The sequence below is a fragment of the Microbacterium commune genome, assembly GCF_014836945.1.
Lineage (GTDB): Bacteria > Actinomycetota > Actinomycetes > Actinomycetales > Microbacteriaceae > Microbacterium > Microbacterium commune.
Genome location: NZ_JACSPX010000003.1, coordinates 165871 through 181155, shown reverse-complemented (window position 1 = coordinate 181155; position 15285 = coordinate 165871). Strand labels below are relative to the sequence as shown.

The 15285-nt window shown below is 68.6% G+C and carries 15 protein-coding genes and 1 pseudogene; 4 read left to right on the top strand and 12 right to left on the bottom strand.

Going from position 1 to position 15285, the window contains the following annotated elements:
• Both H9633_RS13065 and H9633_RS11025 read right to left on the bottom strand, forming a co-directional pair.
• Nucleotides 1-722: pseudogene (locus tag H9633_RS13065) on the bottom strand (5-methyltetrahydropteroyltriglutamate--homocysteine S-methyltransferase); the annotation flags it as partial.
• Nucleotides 719-1669 carry a methylenetetrahydrofolate reductase gene (locus tag H9633_RS11025; protein ID WP_191713210.1) on the bottom strand — a complete coding sequence of 317 codons (951 nt, stop codon included), beginning with the start codon at nt 1667-1669 and terminating at the stop codon, nt 719-721. The pseudogene H9633_RS13065 and the gene H9633_RS11025, both read right to left, overlap by 4 nt.
• A gap of 118 nt (nt 1670-1787) precedes the next feature.
• On the opposite strand from H9633_RS11025, the gene H9633_RS11020 reads away from it, so the two are divergent.
• The gene (locus H9633_RS11020; protein ID WP_191713209.1) at nt 1788-3641 is read left to right on the top strand and encodes a S9 family peptidase; all 1854 of its coding nucleotides are present in this window, start codon (nt 1788-1790) and stop codon (nt 3639-3641) included.
• A gap of 3 nt (nt 3642-3644) precedes the next feature.
• Here the strand turns inward: H9633_RS11020 and smpB are convergent, their stop codons facing one another.
• The 3 genes from smpB to ftsE are packed head-to-tail and all read right to left on the bottom strand — an operon-like array spanning nt 3645 to nt 6126.
• On the bottom strand, nt 3645-4121 hold the full coding sequence (smpB, locus tag H9633_RS11015; RefSeq protein ID WP_071643606.1) for an SsrA-binding protein SmpB: 477 nt from the start codon (nt 4119-4121) through the stop codon (nt 3645-3647).
• Between the two features lie 59 nt (nt 4122-4180).
• Nucleotides 4181-5095, bottom strand: a complete 915-nt coding sequence (gene ftsX, locus H9633_RS11010) for a permease-like cell division protein FtsX (protein ID WP_191713208.1) — start codon at nt 5093-5095, stop codon at nt 4181-4183.
• Nucleotides 5092-6126, bottom strand: a complete 1035-nt coding sequence (ftsE, locus tag H9633_RS11005) for a cell division ATP-binding protein FtsE (protein ID WP_191713207.1) — start codon at nt 6124-6126, stop codon at nt 5092-5094. Before ftsE ends, ftsX begins: the two co-directional genes overlap by 4 nt.
• Before the next feature lie 162 nt (nt 6127-6288).
• Between ftsE and H9633_RS11000 the strand changes: the two genes are divergently transcribed.
• Nucleotides 6289-7332: a DUF2510 domain-containing protein gene (locus tag H9633_RS11000; RefSeq protein WP_191713206.1), complete on the top strand. Its 1044-nt coding sequence runs from the start codon at nt 6289-6291 to the stop codon at nt 7330-7332.
• A gap of 65 nt (nt 7333-7397) precedes the next feature.
• Here H9633_RS11000 and prfB read toward each other — a convergent pair whose 3' ends face one another.
• A complete protein-coding gene (gene prfB / locus H9633_RS10995) occupies nt 7398-8507 on the bottom strand; it encodes a peptide chain release factor 2 (RefSeq protein WP_071643603.1) in 1110 nt (369 codons plus the stop codon).
• Nucleotides 8508-8640: 133 nt separating this feature from the next.
• On the opposite strand from prfB, the gene H9633_RS10990 reads away from it, so the two are divergent.
• Entirely contained in the window at nt 8641-9864 is a 1224-nt protein-coding gene (locus tag H9633_RS10990; RefSeq protein ID WP_191713205.1) for an MFS transporter, read from the top strand.
• An 8-nt stretch (nt 9865-9872) separates the two neighbouring features.
• Here H9633_RS10990 and H9633_RS10985 read toward each other — a convergent pair whose 3' ends face one another.
• On the bottom strand, nt 9873-10055 hold the full coding sequence (locus tag H9633_RS10985; protein ID WP_191713446.1) for a hypothetical protein: 183 nt from the start codon (nt 10053-10055) through the stop codon (nt 9873-9875).
• Between H9633_RS10985 and H9633_RS10980 the strand changes: the two genes are divergently transcribed.
• A complete protein-coding gene (locus tag H9633_RS10980; protein ID WP_191713204.1) occupies nt 10054-10665 on the top strand; it encodes a hypothetical protein in 612 nt (203 codons plus the stop codon). The two genes, H9633_RS10985 and H9633_RS10980, sit on opposite strands and share 2 nt — an antisense overlap.
• A 5-nt stretch (nt 10666-10670) precedes the next feature.
• Here H9633_RS10980 and H9633_RS10975 read toward each other — a convergent pair whose 3' ends face one another.
• The 5 genes from H9633_RS10975 to H9633_RS10955 form a co-directional block, all read right to left on the bottom strand.
• A complete protein-coding gene (locus H9633_RS10975; protein WP_191713203.1) occupies nt 10671-11033 on the bottom strand; it encodes a hypothetical protein in 363 nt (120 codons plus the stop codon).
• 718 nt (nt 11034-11751) lie between these two features.
• Nucleotides 11752-13278 carry an AAA family ATPase gene (locus H9633_RS10970; protein ID WP_191713202.1) on the bottom strand — a complete coding sequence of 509 codons (1527 nt, stop codon included), beginning with the start codon at nt 13276-13278 and terminating at the stop codon, nt 11752-11754.
• Complete coding sequence (locus H9633_RS13305) at nt 13200-13772, bottom strand: bifunctional DNA primase/polymerase (RefSeq protein WP_225211462.1); 573 nt, start codon at nt 13770-13772, stop codon at nt 13200-13202. The genes H9633_RS10970 and H9633_RS13305 overlap by 79 nt, the downstream gene beginning before the upstream one ends.
• Complete coding sequence (locus H9633_RS10960) at nt 13772-13921, bottom strand: hypothetical protein (protein ID WP_191713200.1); 150 nt, start codon at nt 13919-13921, stop codon at nt 13772-13774. The genes H9633_RS13305 and H9633_RS10960 overlap by 1 nt, the downstream gene beginning before the upstream one ends.
• Nucleotides 13922-14454: 533 nt before the next feature.
• The gene (locus tag H9633_RS10955) at nt 14455-15282 is read right to left on the bottom strand and encodes a DUF3800 domain-containing protein (RefSeq protein ID WP_191713199.1); all 828 of its coding nucleotides are present in this window, start codon (nt 15280-15282) and stop codon (nt 14455-14457) included.
• Nucleotides 15283-15285: the final 3 nt, after the last annotated feature.

Here is a 15285-nt window from a genome sequence, read left to right as displayed (position 1 = left end):
GCGAGGGCGCGGGCGGCGGCGTCGGCGAGCGCGGCGGTGCCGACCGGCAGCGACTCGCTCACCAGCGCCGGCTCGTCGAGCTGCACCCACGCGGCGCCGGCTGCCTTCAGCTTGGCCAGCAGCTCGGCGTAGACCGGCAGCACGTCCTCGAGGCGGCTGAGCGGATCGAAGCCCTCGGGCGCGTCATCCGACGCCTTCGCCAGGGCGAGCAGGGTGACCGGTCCGACGACCACCGGGCGGGTGACGTATCCGGCGGCCGCGGCCTCCGCGACCTGCTGCACGAGGTGCTCGCTGGCGAGGGAGAAGACCGTCTCGGGGCCGATCTCGGGGACGAGGTAGTGGTAGTTCGAGTCGAACCACTTGGTCATCTCGAGCGGTGCGCGATCGCCCTCGCCTCGGGCGACGGTGAAGTAGGCGCCGAGTCCGATGCTGCCGTCGGCGTCACGGAGGTCGTCGAAGCGCGTCGGGATCGCACCCACGGTGACGGCGGCGTCGAGCACCTGGTCGTAGAACGAGAACGACTCGGGGATCGACGAGTCATCACGGCCGAGACCGAGTTCGGCGAGACGCGCACGCGTCGTGGCGCGCAGCTCGGCGGCCGTGCGCTCGAGAGCCGTCTGGTCGGAGCGGCCCGCCCAGAAGGACTCGACGGCCTTCTTCAGCTCGCGGCGCCGGCCGATGCGCGGGTAGCCGAGGATCGTCCCTGCGGGGAAAGCGGTCATGGTGTTCCTTTCGATGCTGCGGAGAGCTGGCGCTGCGGGATGATCCCGGCGAGGCGGAGGACGTCGAGCACGGTCTCGTGCTGGTTGAACGCGTACAGGTGCACACCGGGCGCGCCGCCGTCGACGACGGCGCGGATCAGGTCGGCGGCCCAGCGGATGCCGATCCGGCGGCGCCCTTCGGTGGTCGGCTCGACCTCGAGCTCGATGGCGAGCTCGCTCGGAAGCTCCTCGCCGGTCAGCTCGAGCACCCGCGCCAGACGCGCGGGCGACGTGATCGGCATGATGCCGGGGAGGATCGGGATCGTCACCCCCGCGCGGCGGGCGCGTTCGACGAACGCGAGATAGTGATCGGGGTGGAAGAACAGCTGCGTGATCGCGACCGTCGCCCCGGCCGCCTGCTTCGCGAGCAGCGCGTCGACGTGCTGGCTGCTGTACGCCGAGCGCGGGTGGCCGTTGGGGAAGGCGGCGACGGCGATGTTCACCCGACGGCGCGGCGCGACGCGCACGGCGCCGGGGTTGCCGCGCACCGGGGACTCCTCGTACGGGGCCCGCTCCGCCTGCACGCGGTCGATCAGCTGCACGAGCTGAGCCGAGCTCTCGAGGTCGCCGAGGAACACGTCGTCCTCGCTCTGACCCGCCGGCGGGTCGCCGCGCAGCGCGAGGAAGCTGAGCACGCCGGCATCCAGGAACTCGCGGATCAGACGGGCGGCACCCGCATAGGTGTTGCCCACACAGGTGAGGTGCGCGAGCGGCTCGGTGTCGGTGTGCGCGCGGATGTATCGCAGCACCTCGAGCGAGCGACCGCCGGTCGAGCCGCCCGCGCCGTAGGTGACCGAGATGAAGTCAGGTCCCGCCTCGGCGAGCCGGTCGATCGTGTCATGCAGCGCCCTGGTGCTCTCGGCGGTGCGCGGCGGATACAGCTCGAAGGAGAACGGGATGCTGCTCACGGCGGTTCTCCTTCGAGGCTCGGTCTGCGGGGTGTTCTCAGACGGTAGGACAGCCCCTCGCCGCGGCGCACACTCTGTGACGCCGTGTGTCACCTGCGGGTCTGGCTAGGCTCGATGCATGACCGCACCGCACGGCTCGTGGCCCTCCCCGTTCACCGCTCAGATGATCGCGCAGGCATCCCCCCGCATCGACGGAGCACGCTTCGTCGGCGACGAGGTGTGGTGGGGCGAATCCGTTCCCGCCGAGGGCGGCCGGGTGACGGTGCGCAGCTCGAGCGGCGACCAGATCCTCCCCGCGCCGTGGAACGCGCGTTCCCGCGTGCACGAGTACGGCGGCGGGTCGTGGACCGCCGATGCCGAGGGCACCCTGTACTTCGTGCACGGCGCAGACCAGCGGATCCACCGGATGTCGCCCGGCGGCGCTCCCGAGCCGCTGACCGCGGCCGGACCTTCATACGGCGGACTGCGGCTGCAGCGAGGACGGCTGCTCGCGGTGCAGGAGGATCTTCGCCCCGAGCGGCACGTGCGCGCGATCGTGGAGGTCCCCCTCGACGGCGCCGCGGCCGATGACGAGTCGGCTGTGCGCACCCTCGTCTCGACGAGTGGCTTCGTCGCGCATCCCGCCCTCTCACCCGATGGACAGCGTCTCGCCTGGGTGCAGTGGAGCACCGTCCGGATGCCCTGGGAGCAGGCGCTGCTGCACGTGGCGTCGGTCGACGGCGACGCGCTCGCGTCGACGCCGACCCGTGCCGCCCTGCAGCCGGAGTGGGTGAGCGACGACGAGCTGCTCTACCTCGATGATCCATCAGGCCGGTGGAACCTGCAGCGGCTGCGCGTCGGCGACACCGCGAAGCCGGTGGCACCCGCCGACGCCGACACGGGCGGCGGCCTCTGGGTGCTCGGCAACCGCTGGTACCAGCCTCTCGACGACGGCCGTGTCGTGGCGGTGCGCACGAACGGGGCCGACGAGATCGTGCTGATCTCCCCTGACGGCGACGCCATCGAGCTGCTCACACTGCCGATCACGGCCGGCGCGAGCATCGACGACGCGCGCGGCGCTCGCGTGCTCATCTCGGGCGCGGGGCGGGCGGTCGGCGCGGGGCTGTGGTGCGTCGACCTGGACGACGGCACCATCACCACCGTCACGGGCGGTGACGCGGCGGATGCCCGGTGGATCCCCCGCGCGCGCCCGGTGACCTTCCGCGGTCCGCACGGCCCGGTGCACGCCTTCGACTATCCGCCGACGAACCCCGACCTCTCAGCGCCCGGGGGCGATCTGCCGCCGTACATCGTCATGGTGCACGGCGGCCCCACCGCGCACGTCTCGGGCGCGGCATCCACGGCGTACGCGTACTGGACCAGCCGCGGCATCGGCGTGCTCGACGTGAACTACGGCGGCTCGACGGGCTACGGTCGCGCCTACCGCGAGCGCCTCGACGGGCAGTGGGGCATCGTCGACGTCGACGACGTCATCGCCGCAGCACGCGGCATGGCCGAATCGGGTCTGGCCGACCCCGCCCGCATCGCCATCCGCGGCGGCTCCGCCGGAGGGTGGACGGTGCTCTGCGCGCTGGTGCGCGGCGGCACCTTCACCGCGGGCATCTCGAGATACGGCGTGGCGGATCTGCGGATGCTGGCAGCCGAGACCCACGATTTCGAGGCGCACTACATCGACGGTCTGGTCGGGCCGCTGCCCGAGGCGGAGAGCGTCTACATCGAGCGGTCGCCGCTCTCGCACGCCGACCGGATCGACGTGCCGGTGCTGCTGCAGCAGGGTTCGGACGACCGGGTGGTGCCGCCCTCGCAGTCGGAGGCGATCCGCGATGCCCTCGCCGCCAGGGGCGTGCCGCACGAGTACCTGCTGTTCGAGGGCGAGGGCCACGGCTTCCGCGCGGCGGAGACGATCATCGCGTCGCTCGAGGCCGAACTGGGCTTCCTGGGTCGGACGTTCGGGTTCGACGCCGCGCGGTAGCCGCTACTCCCCCACGCGGTTGCGCAGGCGCATGGCGCGCTCGGCCTCGCGCGTGTCCTGGCGCTCGCGCAGGGTCTGCCGCTTGTCGTACTCCTTCTTGCCCTTCGCGAGTGCGATCTCGACCTTCGCGCGGCCGTCCGAGAAGTACAGCTTCAGCGGGATGAGGGTGTAGCCGCCAGCGGAGACGGCGTGCTCGAGCTTGCGGATCTCGTCCTTGTGCAGCAGCAGCTTGCGGATGCGCTTGGCGGAGTGGTTCGTCCAGTGCCCCTGGGAGTACTCCGGGATGTGCACCGCGTCGAGGAAAGCTTCGCCGCCCTTCACGTACGCGTAGCCGTCGCTGAGGTTCGCGCGCCCCTGGCGCAGGGACTTGACCTCGGTGCCGGTGAGCACCAGACCCGCCTCGTATGACTTCTCGAGGTTGTAATCGTGACGCGCGCGTCGGTTGGTCGCGACGACCTTCTCCCCGCGTTCCCTGGGCATGTTCTTCTCCTGACGACAGACAGCCCTCAACCCTATCGGTTACCGCACCCCTCGACGGGTCAGGTGCGCAGCCACCGCCGGATCGCGAAGCCGGCCGACAGGGCCGCCAGCACGACGCCGATGCCGATGAGCACGGGCACGACGAAGACGGCGTCCTGCATGTCGACCAGCGGGCGCATGAACGGCACCCGCTCGGCGAGGTATCCCTCGACGCCGAACTTCACTCCCGCCAGCACAGCCGCGCTGGCGAACACCGATCCGAGGAACGCGGCGAAGACGCCCTCGAGCACGAACGGCGTCTGGATCGATCGATTCGACGCGCCGACCAGGCGCATGATGCCGATCTCCTTCCGGCGTGCGTACGCCGAGAGCCGGATGGTCGTGGCGATGAGCAGCACGGCGGCGATCAGCATGAGGGCCGCGACACCGACCGCGATGTACGTCGCGACGGTGAGCGCGGAGAACAGCGGATCGAGCAGTCGACGCTGATCCTGCACCTCGTCGACGCCGGCGACTCCCGAGAACGCCTCGGTGAGCACGCGCGACTGCTGCGGATCCTTCATGGTCACGCGGAACGCCACGCCCATGTTCTCGACGCCGAACGCGTTCGCCTGCTCCTCGCCGAAGCGCTCGACCCAGTTCTGGTACGTCGTCTCCTTGTCGTCGAAAGCGACCTCGCTGATCAGCGGTTTCAGCGCGGGCCCCGCGAGATCGTCCTTGACCGTGGCGATCTGCTCCTCGGTCGCCTGATCCGACGTGCAGTTCTGCGACGTCGACAGCGGCGAGCACATGTAGATGGTTACCTCCGCCTTCTCACCCCAGTAGCCGCGCATCGTCTGGATCTGCGTCTGCATGAGGATGGCCGCGCCGACGAACGTCAGCGAGACGAAGGTCACCAGGACCACCGAGATGACCATGGAGATGTTGCGGCGGAGGCCGATCAGGGCCTCGCCGACGATGAGTCCGAAGTTCATGAGGTCGGGCCCACTTCCTCGTCGTCGTCACGCGAGAGGCCGAGCCGGTCGGCCATGCCGAGTTCGGCGACCTCCACCTCCGGGATCACGATCGGGGTGGTTCGCGGACCCGCAGCCGTCGCCCGCTCCTCGGGCGGGGTGGCCACGGCGGGCGGCCACGGGGCACCCTGCGCGCTCGGCTCCACGGCATCCTGAGCGGCTGCCGGACGGGCGGTCGCCGGCTGCTCGGCCGGGGGCGTCGGCACGACGCCGGTGATCGTCTCGCGCTGGATCTCCTGCACCGCGGTGAGCGCCGCGGCGGCCGCAGCCCCTGGCACGGCCTCCGGCGTGAGGCGCGGGATGCTGGAGGTGTCGCCGTAGCCGCCGCCCACCTCGTCGCGGACCATCTCGCCGCCCTTGAGCTCGATGACACGTCGCTGCATCTGGTCGACGAACGCCGCCTCGTGCGTCGCCATGACCACCGTCGTGCCGCCGGCGTTGATGCGGGTCAGCAGCTGCATGATGCCCACCGACGTCGCCGGATCGAGGTTTCCGGTGGGCTCGTCGGCGAGCAGAACCTTCGGCCGGTTGACGATGGCCCGCGCGATCGCGACGCGCTGCTGCTCGCCGCCGGAGAGCTCGTGCGGCATCCGCTTCGCCTTGCCGTCGAGACCCACCAGCGCGAGCGCCTCGGGCACCGCCTGCTGGATGAAACCGCGCGACGAGCCGATCACCTGAAGCGAGAACGCCACGTTCTGCGCGACCGTCTTCGACGGCAGCAGACGGAAGTCCTGGAACACCGATCCGATGTGGCGCCGGAAATACGGCACCTTGCGGTTGGCGAGTGAGCGGAGGTCGCGGCCGAGCACGGCCACGCGGCCGGCGGAGGGGACGTCCTCTCGGAGGATCAGCCGCAGGCACGTCGACTTGCCGGAGCCGGAGGCTCCGACGAGGAAGACGAACTCCCCCGCGTCGACGTTGAAGTCGACTTCTGACAGTGCGGGGCGCTTCGTGCCGCGATAGCGCTTTGTGACGTTCTCGAACCGGATCATGGCCATACGAGCCTAGGCGCGGGCCGGGCCAGCGCTGCCAGCGACACTCCCCCGGCCCGTTCCCGTCGATCGCGACTGATATACACGTAAGGGCGCGCATGCGTCACGAGAGCAGGTCGCGCGGCTCCGGCCGACGGCGCAGACGAAGACGAGGAGAAGGCCATGAGCGTTCCCGCAGGATGGTATGACGACGGATCGGGGCGCCAGCGCTGGTGGGACGGCGAGCAGTGGACCGAGCACTACGCCCCGGAGAGCCCGGCAGCCGCGCCGTCGGAGTCGACTGCGGGTGACGACGTGACGCCGGATGCCGGTGCATCCGGCGAGCCGCACAGCGAATACATCCCGCCGGTCGCGCCGGGCGCGACCGAGGCCACCCAGCCGACCGAGGCCTACCCCGCGGTCACGCCGGACGGCTATCCGCAGAGCGGGTTCGGCGACGCGCCGGCGTACGGCCAGGACGCGTACGGCCAGAATGCGTACGGCCAGGGCGGCTACGGTCAGCAGGGCTATCCCGGCGCCGGCGGCGGCGATGCGCAGAACGCCTACGCCGCACCCGCACCCTACGGCGGCGCGGCAGGGTACGGCGGCGCCTACCCGGCACCCGATGCCGGACCGCGCAAGACCCCCGTGCTCGGATACGTCGGCCTCGGGCTCGCGGTCATCGGCGGCATCATCGCCTGCGTCCCTGGTCTCATCACCTTCGGCATCGGATCGTTCCTGCTCTTCGGCGCGTTCGTCGTGTCGATCATCGCGCTGTTCATCAAGAACACCGCGAAGTGGCCGGGCATCGCCGGTCTGGTCCTGTCGATCGTGATGGGCGTCGTCGCCACGATCGTGCTCAGCGTCACCCTCTTCACGACCCTCGCCGATAACTCATGGGAGTCGTCCGACGACCCGTACGCCACCGACGAGCCGTACGCATCGGACGAGCCGTACGACGAGGAGACGACCGCGCCCGATGCCGGCGGCGAGCGCCCGTCGGCGCAGGAGCTGGCGACGGGACTGGAGACGATCGTCGACGAGTCCGGTGCGGGCGGCTTCCCCGATGATCTCCTGCTCTGCCTGGGTGACGCGTTCTACGCGTCGGAGATGAGCGATGAGGCCCTGCAGATGGTCGCCGCCGGCAGCACGGACTTCACCGATCCGGCGGACGGACTGGACTTCGCGTCGACGTTCGCCGAGGCTGCGGGCACGTGCAGCCAGTGACGCCGCAGTGACGAAGACGGGCCCGGGAGCAGCGCTCCCGGGCCCGTCCTCATGTCAGGCGAGGATCAGTCCTCTTCCTTGCGCTTGCGCCAGCGGATGCCCGCCGAGATGAAGTCGTCGAGGTCTCCGTCGAAGACGCTGGCCGGGTTGCCGGACTCGTGGCCGGTGCGCAGGTCCTTGACCAGCTGCTGGCCGTAGAGGAAGTACGAGCGCATCTGATCGCCCCAGCTGGCGGTGATGTTGCCCGCGAGCTCCTTCTTCTTCGCCGCCTCCTGCTCCCGCTGCAGCAGCAGCAGGCGGGTCTGCAGCAGACGCATGGCGGCGGCGCGGTTCTGGATCTGCGACTTCTCGTTCTGCATCGAGATGACGATGCCGGTGGGAAGGTGGGTCAGGCGCACGGCCGAGTCGGTCGTGTTCACCGACTGCCCGCCCGGACCGGAGGACCGGAACACGTCGACGCGCAGGTCGTTCTCGGGGATCTCGACCTCGGTGGCCTCCTCCATGAGGGGGATGACCTCGACCGCGGCGAACGAGGTCTGCCGCTTGTCGGCCGAACCGAACGGGCTGATCCGCGCCAGTCGGTGCGTGCCGGCCTCGACCGACAGCGTGCCGAACGCGTAGGGGGCGGTGATCTCGAACGTCGCCGACTTGATGCCGGCGCCCTCGGCGTACGAGGTGTCCATCACCTTCACCGGGTAGCCGTGCTGCTCGGCCCAGCGCAGGTACATGCGCATGAGCATCTCGGCGAAGTCGGTGGCGTCGTCGCCGCCGGCACCCGAGCGGATGGTGATGATCGCGTTGCGATCGTCGTACTCGCCGTCCAGAAGCGTCTGCACCTCGAGCTGGTTGATGGTCTGCGTGAGCGAGTCGAGCTCGGCGCGCGCCTCGGCGGCGGAGTCGTCATCCTGCATCTCGTTGGCGAGTTCGATGAGGACGTCGAGGTCGTCCAGTCGGCGCTCGACCTCGGTGATGCGCTTGAGGTCGGCCTGCTTGTGGCTGAGCGCGCTGGTCACCTTCTGCGCCTTCTCGGGATCGTCCCAGAGGTCGGGGGCGCCCGCTTCCTCGCTGAGTCGCGCGATGTCCTCGCGCAGGGAGGTGACGTCGACGACCTCGCGGATGTCGCCGAAGGTGTGTCGCAGGGCCTGTATGTCGGCGGAGAGATCGAGTTCGAACATGGCAGTCCACCTTATCGCGCCGCGGACGCGCTTCCCTGACCGCGGTATGTCCTGCCGTTCGGCGGCAGCGGGCCGGGCTAGCGTGAGCGGTGTGAGCGAGAGTGCGGCGGGTGTCCTGAGACGGTTCGGGCCTATGGTCTACGCGCCGACGGTGCTCTTCTCGCTGGGCGAGGGCGCGGTCATCCCCCTGATCCCCGTGATCGCGACGCGACTCGGCGCCGACGTGTCGCTGGCGGCGCTCGTGGCCGCTGCGCTCGTGATCGGCCAGCTGTGCGGCAACCTGCCCGCCGGCGCGCTGGTCGCGAAGGTCGGCGAGCGGGTCACGATGGTCGTCGCAGGTGTGCTGTCGATCGCCGCGGGCGTCGGGATGTTGCTCGCCGAGCACCTCGCGCTGTTCGCCGCATCGGTGTTCGTGCTGGGCTTCTGCGCCGCCGCCTTCGGTCTGGCCAGGCACGCCTTCATGACGACCCGGGTGCCACCGCGGTTCCGCGCCAGGGCGCTGTCGCTGCTGGGCGGCAGCTTCCGCTTCGGCGTCTTCATCGGGCCGTTCGTCGCCGCCGCGCTGATCCAGCTGACCGGGTCGGAGCAGTCGACGATCTGGGCGCTGATCGTCTGCTGCGCGGCGATCGTGCCGCTCGTGCTGTTCGGCCCCGACCCTGAGAAGAGCAGCCCGGTGCTGCTCAAGCCGACCGGCGCTGCGGTCGCAGAGGACTCCGGCGAGGTCGTCACCGGGTCGATCCCCACCCGCGATCGCTACGGCGTGCTCGAGACCATCTCGTACTACCGCGGTGTGCTGATGCGCCTCGGCCTCTCCGCCGCGGCGCTGTCGGCGGTGCGATCGGCACGCCAGGTGATCGTGCCGCTGTGGGGGGTGTCGCTCGGGCTCGATGCCAGCACGATCGCCATCGTCGTGGGCGTCTCCGGCGCCATCGACTTCGCGCTGTTCTACGCGAGCGGCCAGGTGATGGACCGGTTCGGCCGCATCTGGGCGGCGCTTCCCGCGATGCTGCTGATGGGTGCCGGGCTCATCGCCCTGTCGTTCACGCATGATCTGGATCAGGCGACGATGTGGTTCGCGCTGATGGCCGCGGTGCTCGGACTCGGCAACGGCCTCTCCAGTGGCATCCTGCTCACCTACGGAGCCGATCTCGCCCCCGAGACCGATCCCGCGACGTTCCTCGGGGCGTGGCGGACGTTGACGGATGCCGGGGGCGCGGCCGCTCCGGTCGTGATCGCGTCCGTCGTCGCATTGGCGTCGCTGCCCGTCGCGGCGGGGCTGATGGGCGGGGTGGCGCTGCTGGGAGCCGCGGGCTTCGCGGTCTGGACGCCGAAGTTCCTGCCGCGACGCGAGCACTGACATCCCGCTCACCGCAGCGCCGTGCGGCTCGTCGCCGTCGCCTCGAGCGGCACCCCGTCGGGCACGAACGGCGAGAGGAGCGGCGGATGCCAGACCGCGGCGACCGTGACCCGCGCCGAGACCCCGTCGGGCGTTCCCGCCCGTGCCCCCTTCAGCAACGAGTCCTTGACCACGGCTAGAGTCATGGACATGCGAGCGCGACTTGCTGCCGGGCTCTTGATGACGGCCGTGTTGGTATCCGTGGTCGGGTGCGCCCCCGAACCTGAGATCGAGGTGCACGTCATAGACGAAGGTGAAACAGCGCCGCCACCGGAGCGTCTGGGAACGGTTGCGCAAACGATGAGTGACACCTGCGTTACTGCCAGCGCGGAGAACCCCAGCGAGTTCGAGTCCGCGACGCTTTCTACCGATGGGCATCGTCTGATCGTTACGTTCAAGTTTGAGCGTCCATTTACCCTCAGCGCACCGGAGCCGTACTCGATATCGATCGGTCCGAAATCCAGACTCATCGTCGAGGCCGGTCCTGTCCGGGCATACGTGTTCTTGAGCGCTGACTACGAGAAGCAAGCCATCTCGTACGTGGTGCGCGACGATGTGATCGGCGGCGACATCATCACCAATGCCACCCTCGCTGACGACGGCGACAAGCTGATCATGACAGTCCCTCTCCCAGCAGACATGTCGCCCTACGCCGACGGGCCCGTGCAATGGAAAGTCGAAGCTCAAGGCGTTGATTGCCCGGGAGATCCCGACTATGACGAAAACTGGCTCTGGACCGATGCGCTGATGTCCATGGAGTAACAGCTTCATCTTGCGTCGCGTTCGCCAGGCGCAAACGAGATCCCTCGACCGACGTCTTCGCGAACCCAGGCGTCGATGGCGGCGCGGTGGTCCTCGTTCAGCCACAGGAGCCCATCGACGTATCGGACGGGCCCGCCGACACCCGCGACGGCGTGCAGGTCCCACATGACCGAGGACGACGCGTAGGACTCCGCCTCTTCCAGGCTGCGTCCGCGCTCCATGAGGCGATCCCGTCGAAGCGCGATGACCTCGGGGAGGTACAGCGGGCCGAGCCGCAGCCACGCCGCGATTTCAGGGGCGCGCTTCGCACGGCGGGTGTCGCGGGCGAGCTGCTCCGCGTGGCGGTCGTTCTGGTTACTGGTGTTCATGGTTCCCTCCTCAGGGTTGTGTTGGGGTGAAGCCCGGCGGCTGTCGAGGGCGTCCGGGCGGGACGCAGACAGCCGCCGGGAGTAGTGATCACGGTGCGCCGAGCCAGGTGCCGACTGCCGCGCCGACGACCGGAGCGGCGAGCAGCAGGGCAACAAGCCCGACCCACATCAGCCACTCGGGCGTCTGCTTGTTCATCGCTTGGCCTCCTCGGTTTCGAGCCGGGACGGTGGTTCCGGCTGGTCTTGCGCTCCCGAGAGAACTTCCAAGCCTCCGCCGCGCGGAAGTAGTGACGGCGGCACAGGCCATGCAGATGCGGCGAACGCTCACACCCCTCGACCCAGCACGTGGTCGCCTCACCGGCCACTGGACCCCACGCCCTCACCTCCGAGACATGCGCGAGGAGCCACGGCGGGATCGTGAACTGCGGGACGGCGGGCTTGATCTTCTTGTCAGTCATGAGAGCGCCTCCATCGCGCGCGAAAGATTGGGAAAGCTGGGAAGGGTCGGCATGGTCAGCGGTCGGTCGTCTCTCGGCCACTGTTGGTGTCTCTCCGGGGTGCCCCGTCCCCCCGGGGTCCATAAGGACCCTGGGGGACATCGGTGGGGGAACTGGCGGGGACCCCGGGGGATATTGGGGGAACCGCGTCATGACGCGGCGGATTAGCGCGGGGGAACCTGGGGGAACCTGGCGCGGGGGACTATTCGGGGGACATCTGCTCAGAAGTCATCGCCGGATGCTCCCTTCGGCATCGTCAGAGAGTCCGCCGCCGGGTAGTTCCGGATCGCTCCGTACTGACCCTTCTCGCGTCGGATCGTCCCTGCCTCGTCCATCGCCTTGAGCGCCCGGTTCACGTCTCCGTTCTGGAACCGCACTTGCTGCTCGCGTAGTCGCTTCTCGATATGCGTGGTGTTCACGCCCGGGTCGTGCCGGACGGCGGCGAGGATCGGAGCTTCCAGGTCGTTGCTCTTCTGCTCGCGCTTCGCCTGCTGCCGCGACCCGAGGCCCGTGAGGCTCAGCCGCTGTGTTGAGTGGTCGAACCCGAGCTGGTCCTCGTCCACGTCGACATCGCGGCCGAGTGCGGAGAGGAAGCGGGGGCCGTTGTCGCCGTCGTCCTCGTTCTTGCGGAGCCAGATAATCGAGTCGGGATGATCTTCCAACGCGGACGCACCGCGTGACCGGTTCCCGTTCCACCCGGCGTGAACGTTGAGGATCACGTCACGGACGCCCACCTCTTCGCGAGCGAACACATCCAGGTCGTTCAGGAATGCCTGCACCTGGGTGTTGTCCTGCTGCGACTCGCCATAGAAGGCCCTGCTGAACGGGTCGATGAACAGCGACTCGACGCCGTACCCGCGAAGCTGCTTTACGAGCTCGGCGCGATCCTGCTCGTGACTGAGCGGGTTGCGGCGACCGCGAATGTTCACCAGGATGAGGCGCTTCCGGTCGACGCCCACCTTGTCGGCCCAGAGGCCTAGCTGATGACCACTCACCTCGTAGTTGAGGATCGCTACCGTCCCGTCGACGGGTGTCACAGGAAACCTGCCCAGGAAGTCGCGACCAGACAGCAGCGCATCCGCCATGTTCAGGTTGAGCGTGGTCTTGCCTGTCTTGCGCTGAGCGACGATGGACGTGAAGCCATCCGCCAGCATCAGCCCGTCGATCCGGAATTGCTCCTGCTCGGGGCGGGCCAGCACTTCCTCCAGCGTGCCGAGGTCGAAGGGTGCCGACGGGTCGAGTTCAGCGAGTGCACGGCCGAACGCGATCTTCGCCTCATGCTCGATGAGCTTTGCTTCAACACGCTCCGCGATCCGCTGCTCGCGTTCGTCCGCCGGGGTCGGCTTCGCCTGCTCACTCCCCCAGATCGAGTCCATGACCGTCTCGGTGTCCTCGTAGTTGGGATCGACCATCGAGGCGGCGATCCGGACGTGGAGTTCGTAGAGGTCGCGGCGGTCGCGGTACTGGTGGGCGTAGTGTCCGGAGATCTTAGTCAGCCAGTCGTTGGTCTGCCCCTCCCGGCGTGCGGGTGGGTTCGAGAGAAGCTCGACGATGTTCGAGCCGCCGAGGCGCACGCCGCCTACCGGGAGGTCATGGGAACGGGTCGGGGAGCCTGCGCCCGGCAGCGTCGCGCCGTAGGCGGACCAGATCGCGCGCACGTCGTCGTCGGTCAGGTCGTGCTCAGGCCGCTCATCGGCCACCGTGTACGGCTTACCCGTTGCTGGGTGAATCGACCCCGGCACGACCACGGCGCTCCGGGACCAGCCCGGAGGTCCACGCCCGGAGCGAGCGGTGCAGATTTTGCGAGGCGCGCGAGGTTGGACGATCCCAGCCGGTAGACGCGGTGCGTGTTGCCGTTGCCCCGTCCGCTCTCGTGAACGCGGGTGGCCGGAAGCTCGCGCACCGGAGCGCCGCCGTGGTTCAGGTCGAGATCGACCACGAGGCGATCAGTCGTCGCACCTCCGACGTTCGCGTCCGGTCTGCCTTCGAACATCCGGCGGATCTTCTCGGGGTCTCGGCTGGCGTCGTGTACGCCGTGGCCGAGCTTGCCGCACTGGCCGGTACACTCCGCACGCTCCTTCGAGCCCTTCGGATGCCGACTCGCGATCGCGGGTGTCTTGTCACCAGCTCGGAGCGGAAAGACCGGCCAGCCCTCTCCCGCCCACCGGAGGGCGGAAGCTAGCGCATCTGGATCTGAGCCGCCGCCGACACGCTCTGCGATCTCAGGTGGGAGCCGAACCATCAGCGGATCACCACCTGGATGAGTACCGCTTCGAGGATGGGCCCGGACAGGCACGCGGCCCCGCATACGGTGAGCCAGAACGCCGTCTCGGCATCGGGCTTGCCCGGGAGGAACCGGCGCAGGTGGCGCGGGTGATGGATGGTGCTCATGCCGACTGCACCTGCTCGGGTGCATCAGCGATCGGCGCAAACATCAGCTGCAGGAGGCGAGCTACGTCGTCTGCCGGGAGCGGGCGAACGTCCCAGTGAGCCGGGACGTCAGAATGAAGTGTTGAACGAGACAAGAGTCAGAACCCCAAGGCCCTGGCGTCTAGCTACGGCACCCGACGGTGCTTCGCTGCCGGTCTGCGGTGCCGGGCCCCTTCGCCTTCACCTACGCCTGGAGGTGAAGTCTCTTTCTCGTTTTTTGGCGCTTAGCGCCGTCTTCCTATTCCATTCTATCAGCCGAGTACCCGGCGAAGAATGAGCGGAGTACTCGTCGGCGTGTCGCATTCGACTCGTAGATGCAGCGAGACCCCCGAGCCTCAGGCACCGGGGGGCTCGCATCAGGGTTCGCGGCGGGTGTCTCACGTCCACCTCAGTGACTCCGAGTCCATTTTATGGTCCTGGCCTGGCGTTTTGGAGGAACCACGTCGCTACTGGCTTGCAGCGGGAACGCCCGTCCCTGCAGGAAGCCTGGCTAATTAGAGTCCATCGTCAGCCGCGTAGCGCCAGCTCGCGTACGGAAGTGAAACCCCACCCGCTCCCCGAGTGAAGGAATCTTCGTCGAGAACCCAGTGGTTCAAGTTGTTGAGCCCATCCGGGTAGAGCTTCAACCCGGTGCCGCCTATGTAACCGCGCCAGTTCACGCACATCATCGGCTTGATGAGAGGTATGAGGTCCAGCCCGAACCGGTTGCCTGAGATCGCTGCTGTGACGCTTCCAGCGACAAGATCTGCAAGTTGCAAGTGCGGGTGGAGGTGCGAGGGTGCGGTCAAGATCTGGGTAACGATCGCATTGGGCTTCACGTACTCCGTACCGAGGCGCACCATTTCTGCGCGTCCAGTGAGCCAGTTGGCTTCGTCCCGATGGTGTCCCCCAGGCTTGTCGAAGACGATCATTCCGCGCTGATCAGCGTTCTCCAGCTGCGCCGAGATGCGTTCAAACATGAACGTGATCACAGCGTCCTCGGGCTCCTCGCCGCCAGCCCGTGCGACACCGCCGTCGAGGTCCCAGATGACGACGACCACGCGCACGCCGTGCTCGTGCGCAAGCTTCAGCACTCGCTCCCGCATGGGAGTCTGCTTCGCCTTGTTCTCGTCGGACTCAGCCCACCAGTTCCTGCCCTGAGGGTTAGACCACTTCAATTCGACGTCGTGCGGGACCTCGAACTCCTCGTAGAGGGTCCGAAACGCTTGTGCGAACGGCTGGATCTGGTCCTCGTCAAAGATCGCCGCACCCAAGGCGACCAACTTGCCCATACCGCGCCGACGTCCGCGCTGCTTTGTGTCATCGACGTAAGCGACCCGCATCGT

Bases quoted from the DNA above. Each gene is read 5' to 3' on its own strand.
- smpB (WP_071643606.1), bottom strand. From the start codon at position 4,121: ATGCCCAGGGAACGCGGGGAGAAGGTCGTCGCGACCAACCGACGCGCG.
- ftsX (WP_191713208.1), bottom strand. From the start codon at position 5,095: ATGAACTTCGGACTCATCGTCGGCGAGGCCCTGATCGGCCTCCGCCGC.
- H9633_RS13305 (WP_225211462.1), bottom strand. From the start codon at position 13,772: ATGGTTCGGCTCCCACCTGAGATCGCAGAGCGTGTCGGCGGCGGCTCA.
- H9633_RS10985 (WP_191713446.1), bottom strand. From the start codon at position 10,055: ATGTCCATGACTCTAGCCGTGGTCAAGGACTCGTTGCTGAAGGGGGCA.
- H9633_RS10990 (WP_191713205.1), top strand. From the start codon at position 8,641: ATGGTCTACGCGCCGACGGTGCTCTTCTCGCTGGGCGAGGGCGCGGTC.
- H9633_RS11020 (WP_191713209.1), top strand. From the start codon at position 1,788: ATGACCGCACCGCACGGCTCGTGGCCCTCCCCGTTCACCGCTCAGATG.
- prfB (WP_071643603.1), bottom strand. From the start codon at position 8,507: ATGTTCGAACTCGATCTCTCCGCCGACATACAGGCCCTGCGACACACC.
- H9633_RS10955 (WP_191713199.1), bottom strand. From the start codon at position 15,282: ATGCGGGTCGCTTACGTCGATGACACAAAGCAGCGCGGACGTCGGCGC.
- H9633_RS11000 (WP_191713206.1), top strand. From the start codon at position 6,289: ATGAGCGTTCCCGCAGGATGGTATGACGACGGATCGGGGCGCCAGCGC.
- ftsE (WP_191713207.1), bottom strand. From the start codon at position 6,126: ATGATCCGGTTCGAGAACGTCACAAAGCGCTATCGCGGCACGAAGCGC.
- H9633_RS10960 (WP_191713200.1), bottom strand. From the start codon at position 13,921: ATGAGCACCATCCATCACCCGCGCCACCTGCGCCGGTTCCTCCCGGGC.
- H9633_RS10975 (WP_191713203.1), bottom strand. From the start codon at position 11,033: ATGAACACCAGTAACCAGAACGACCGCCACGCGGAGCAGCTCGCCCGC.
- H9633_RS10980 (WP_191713204.1), top strand. From the start codon at position 10,054: ATGCGAGCGCGACTTGCTGCCGGGCTCTTGATGACGGCCGTGTTGGTA.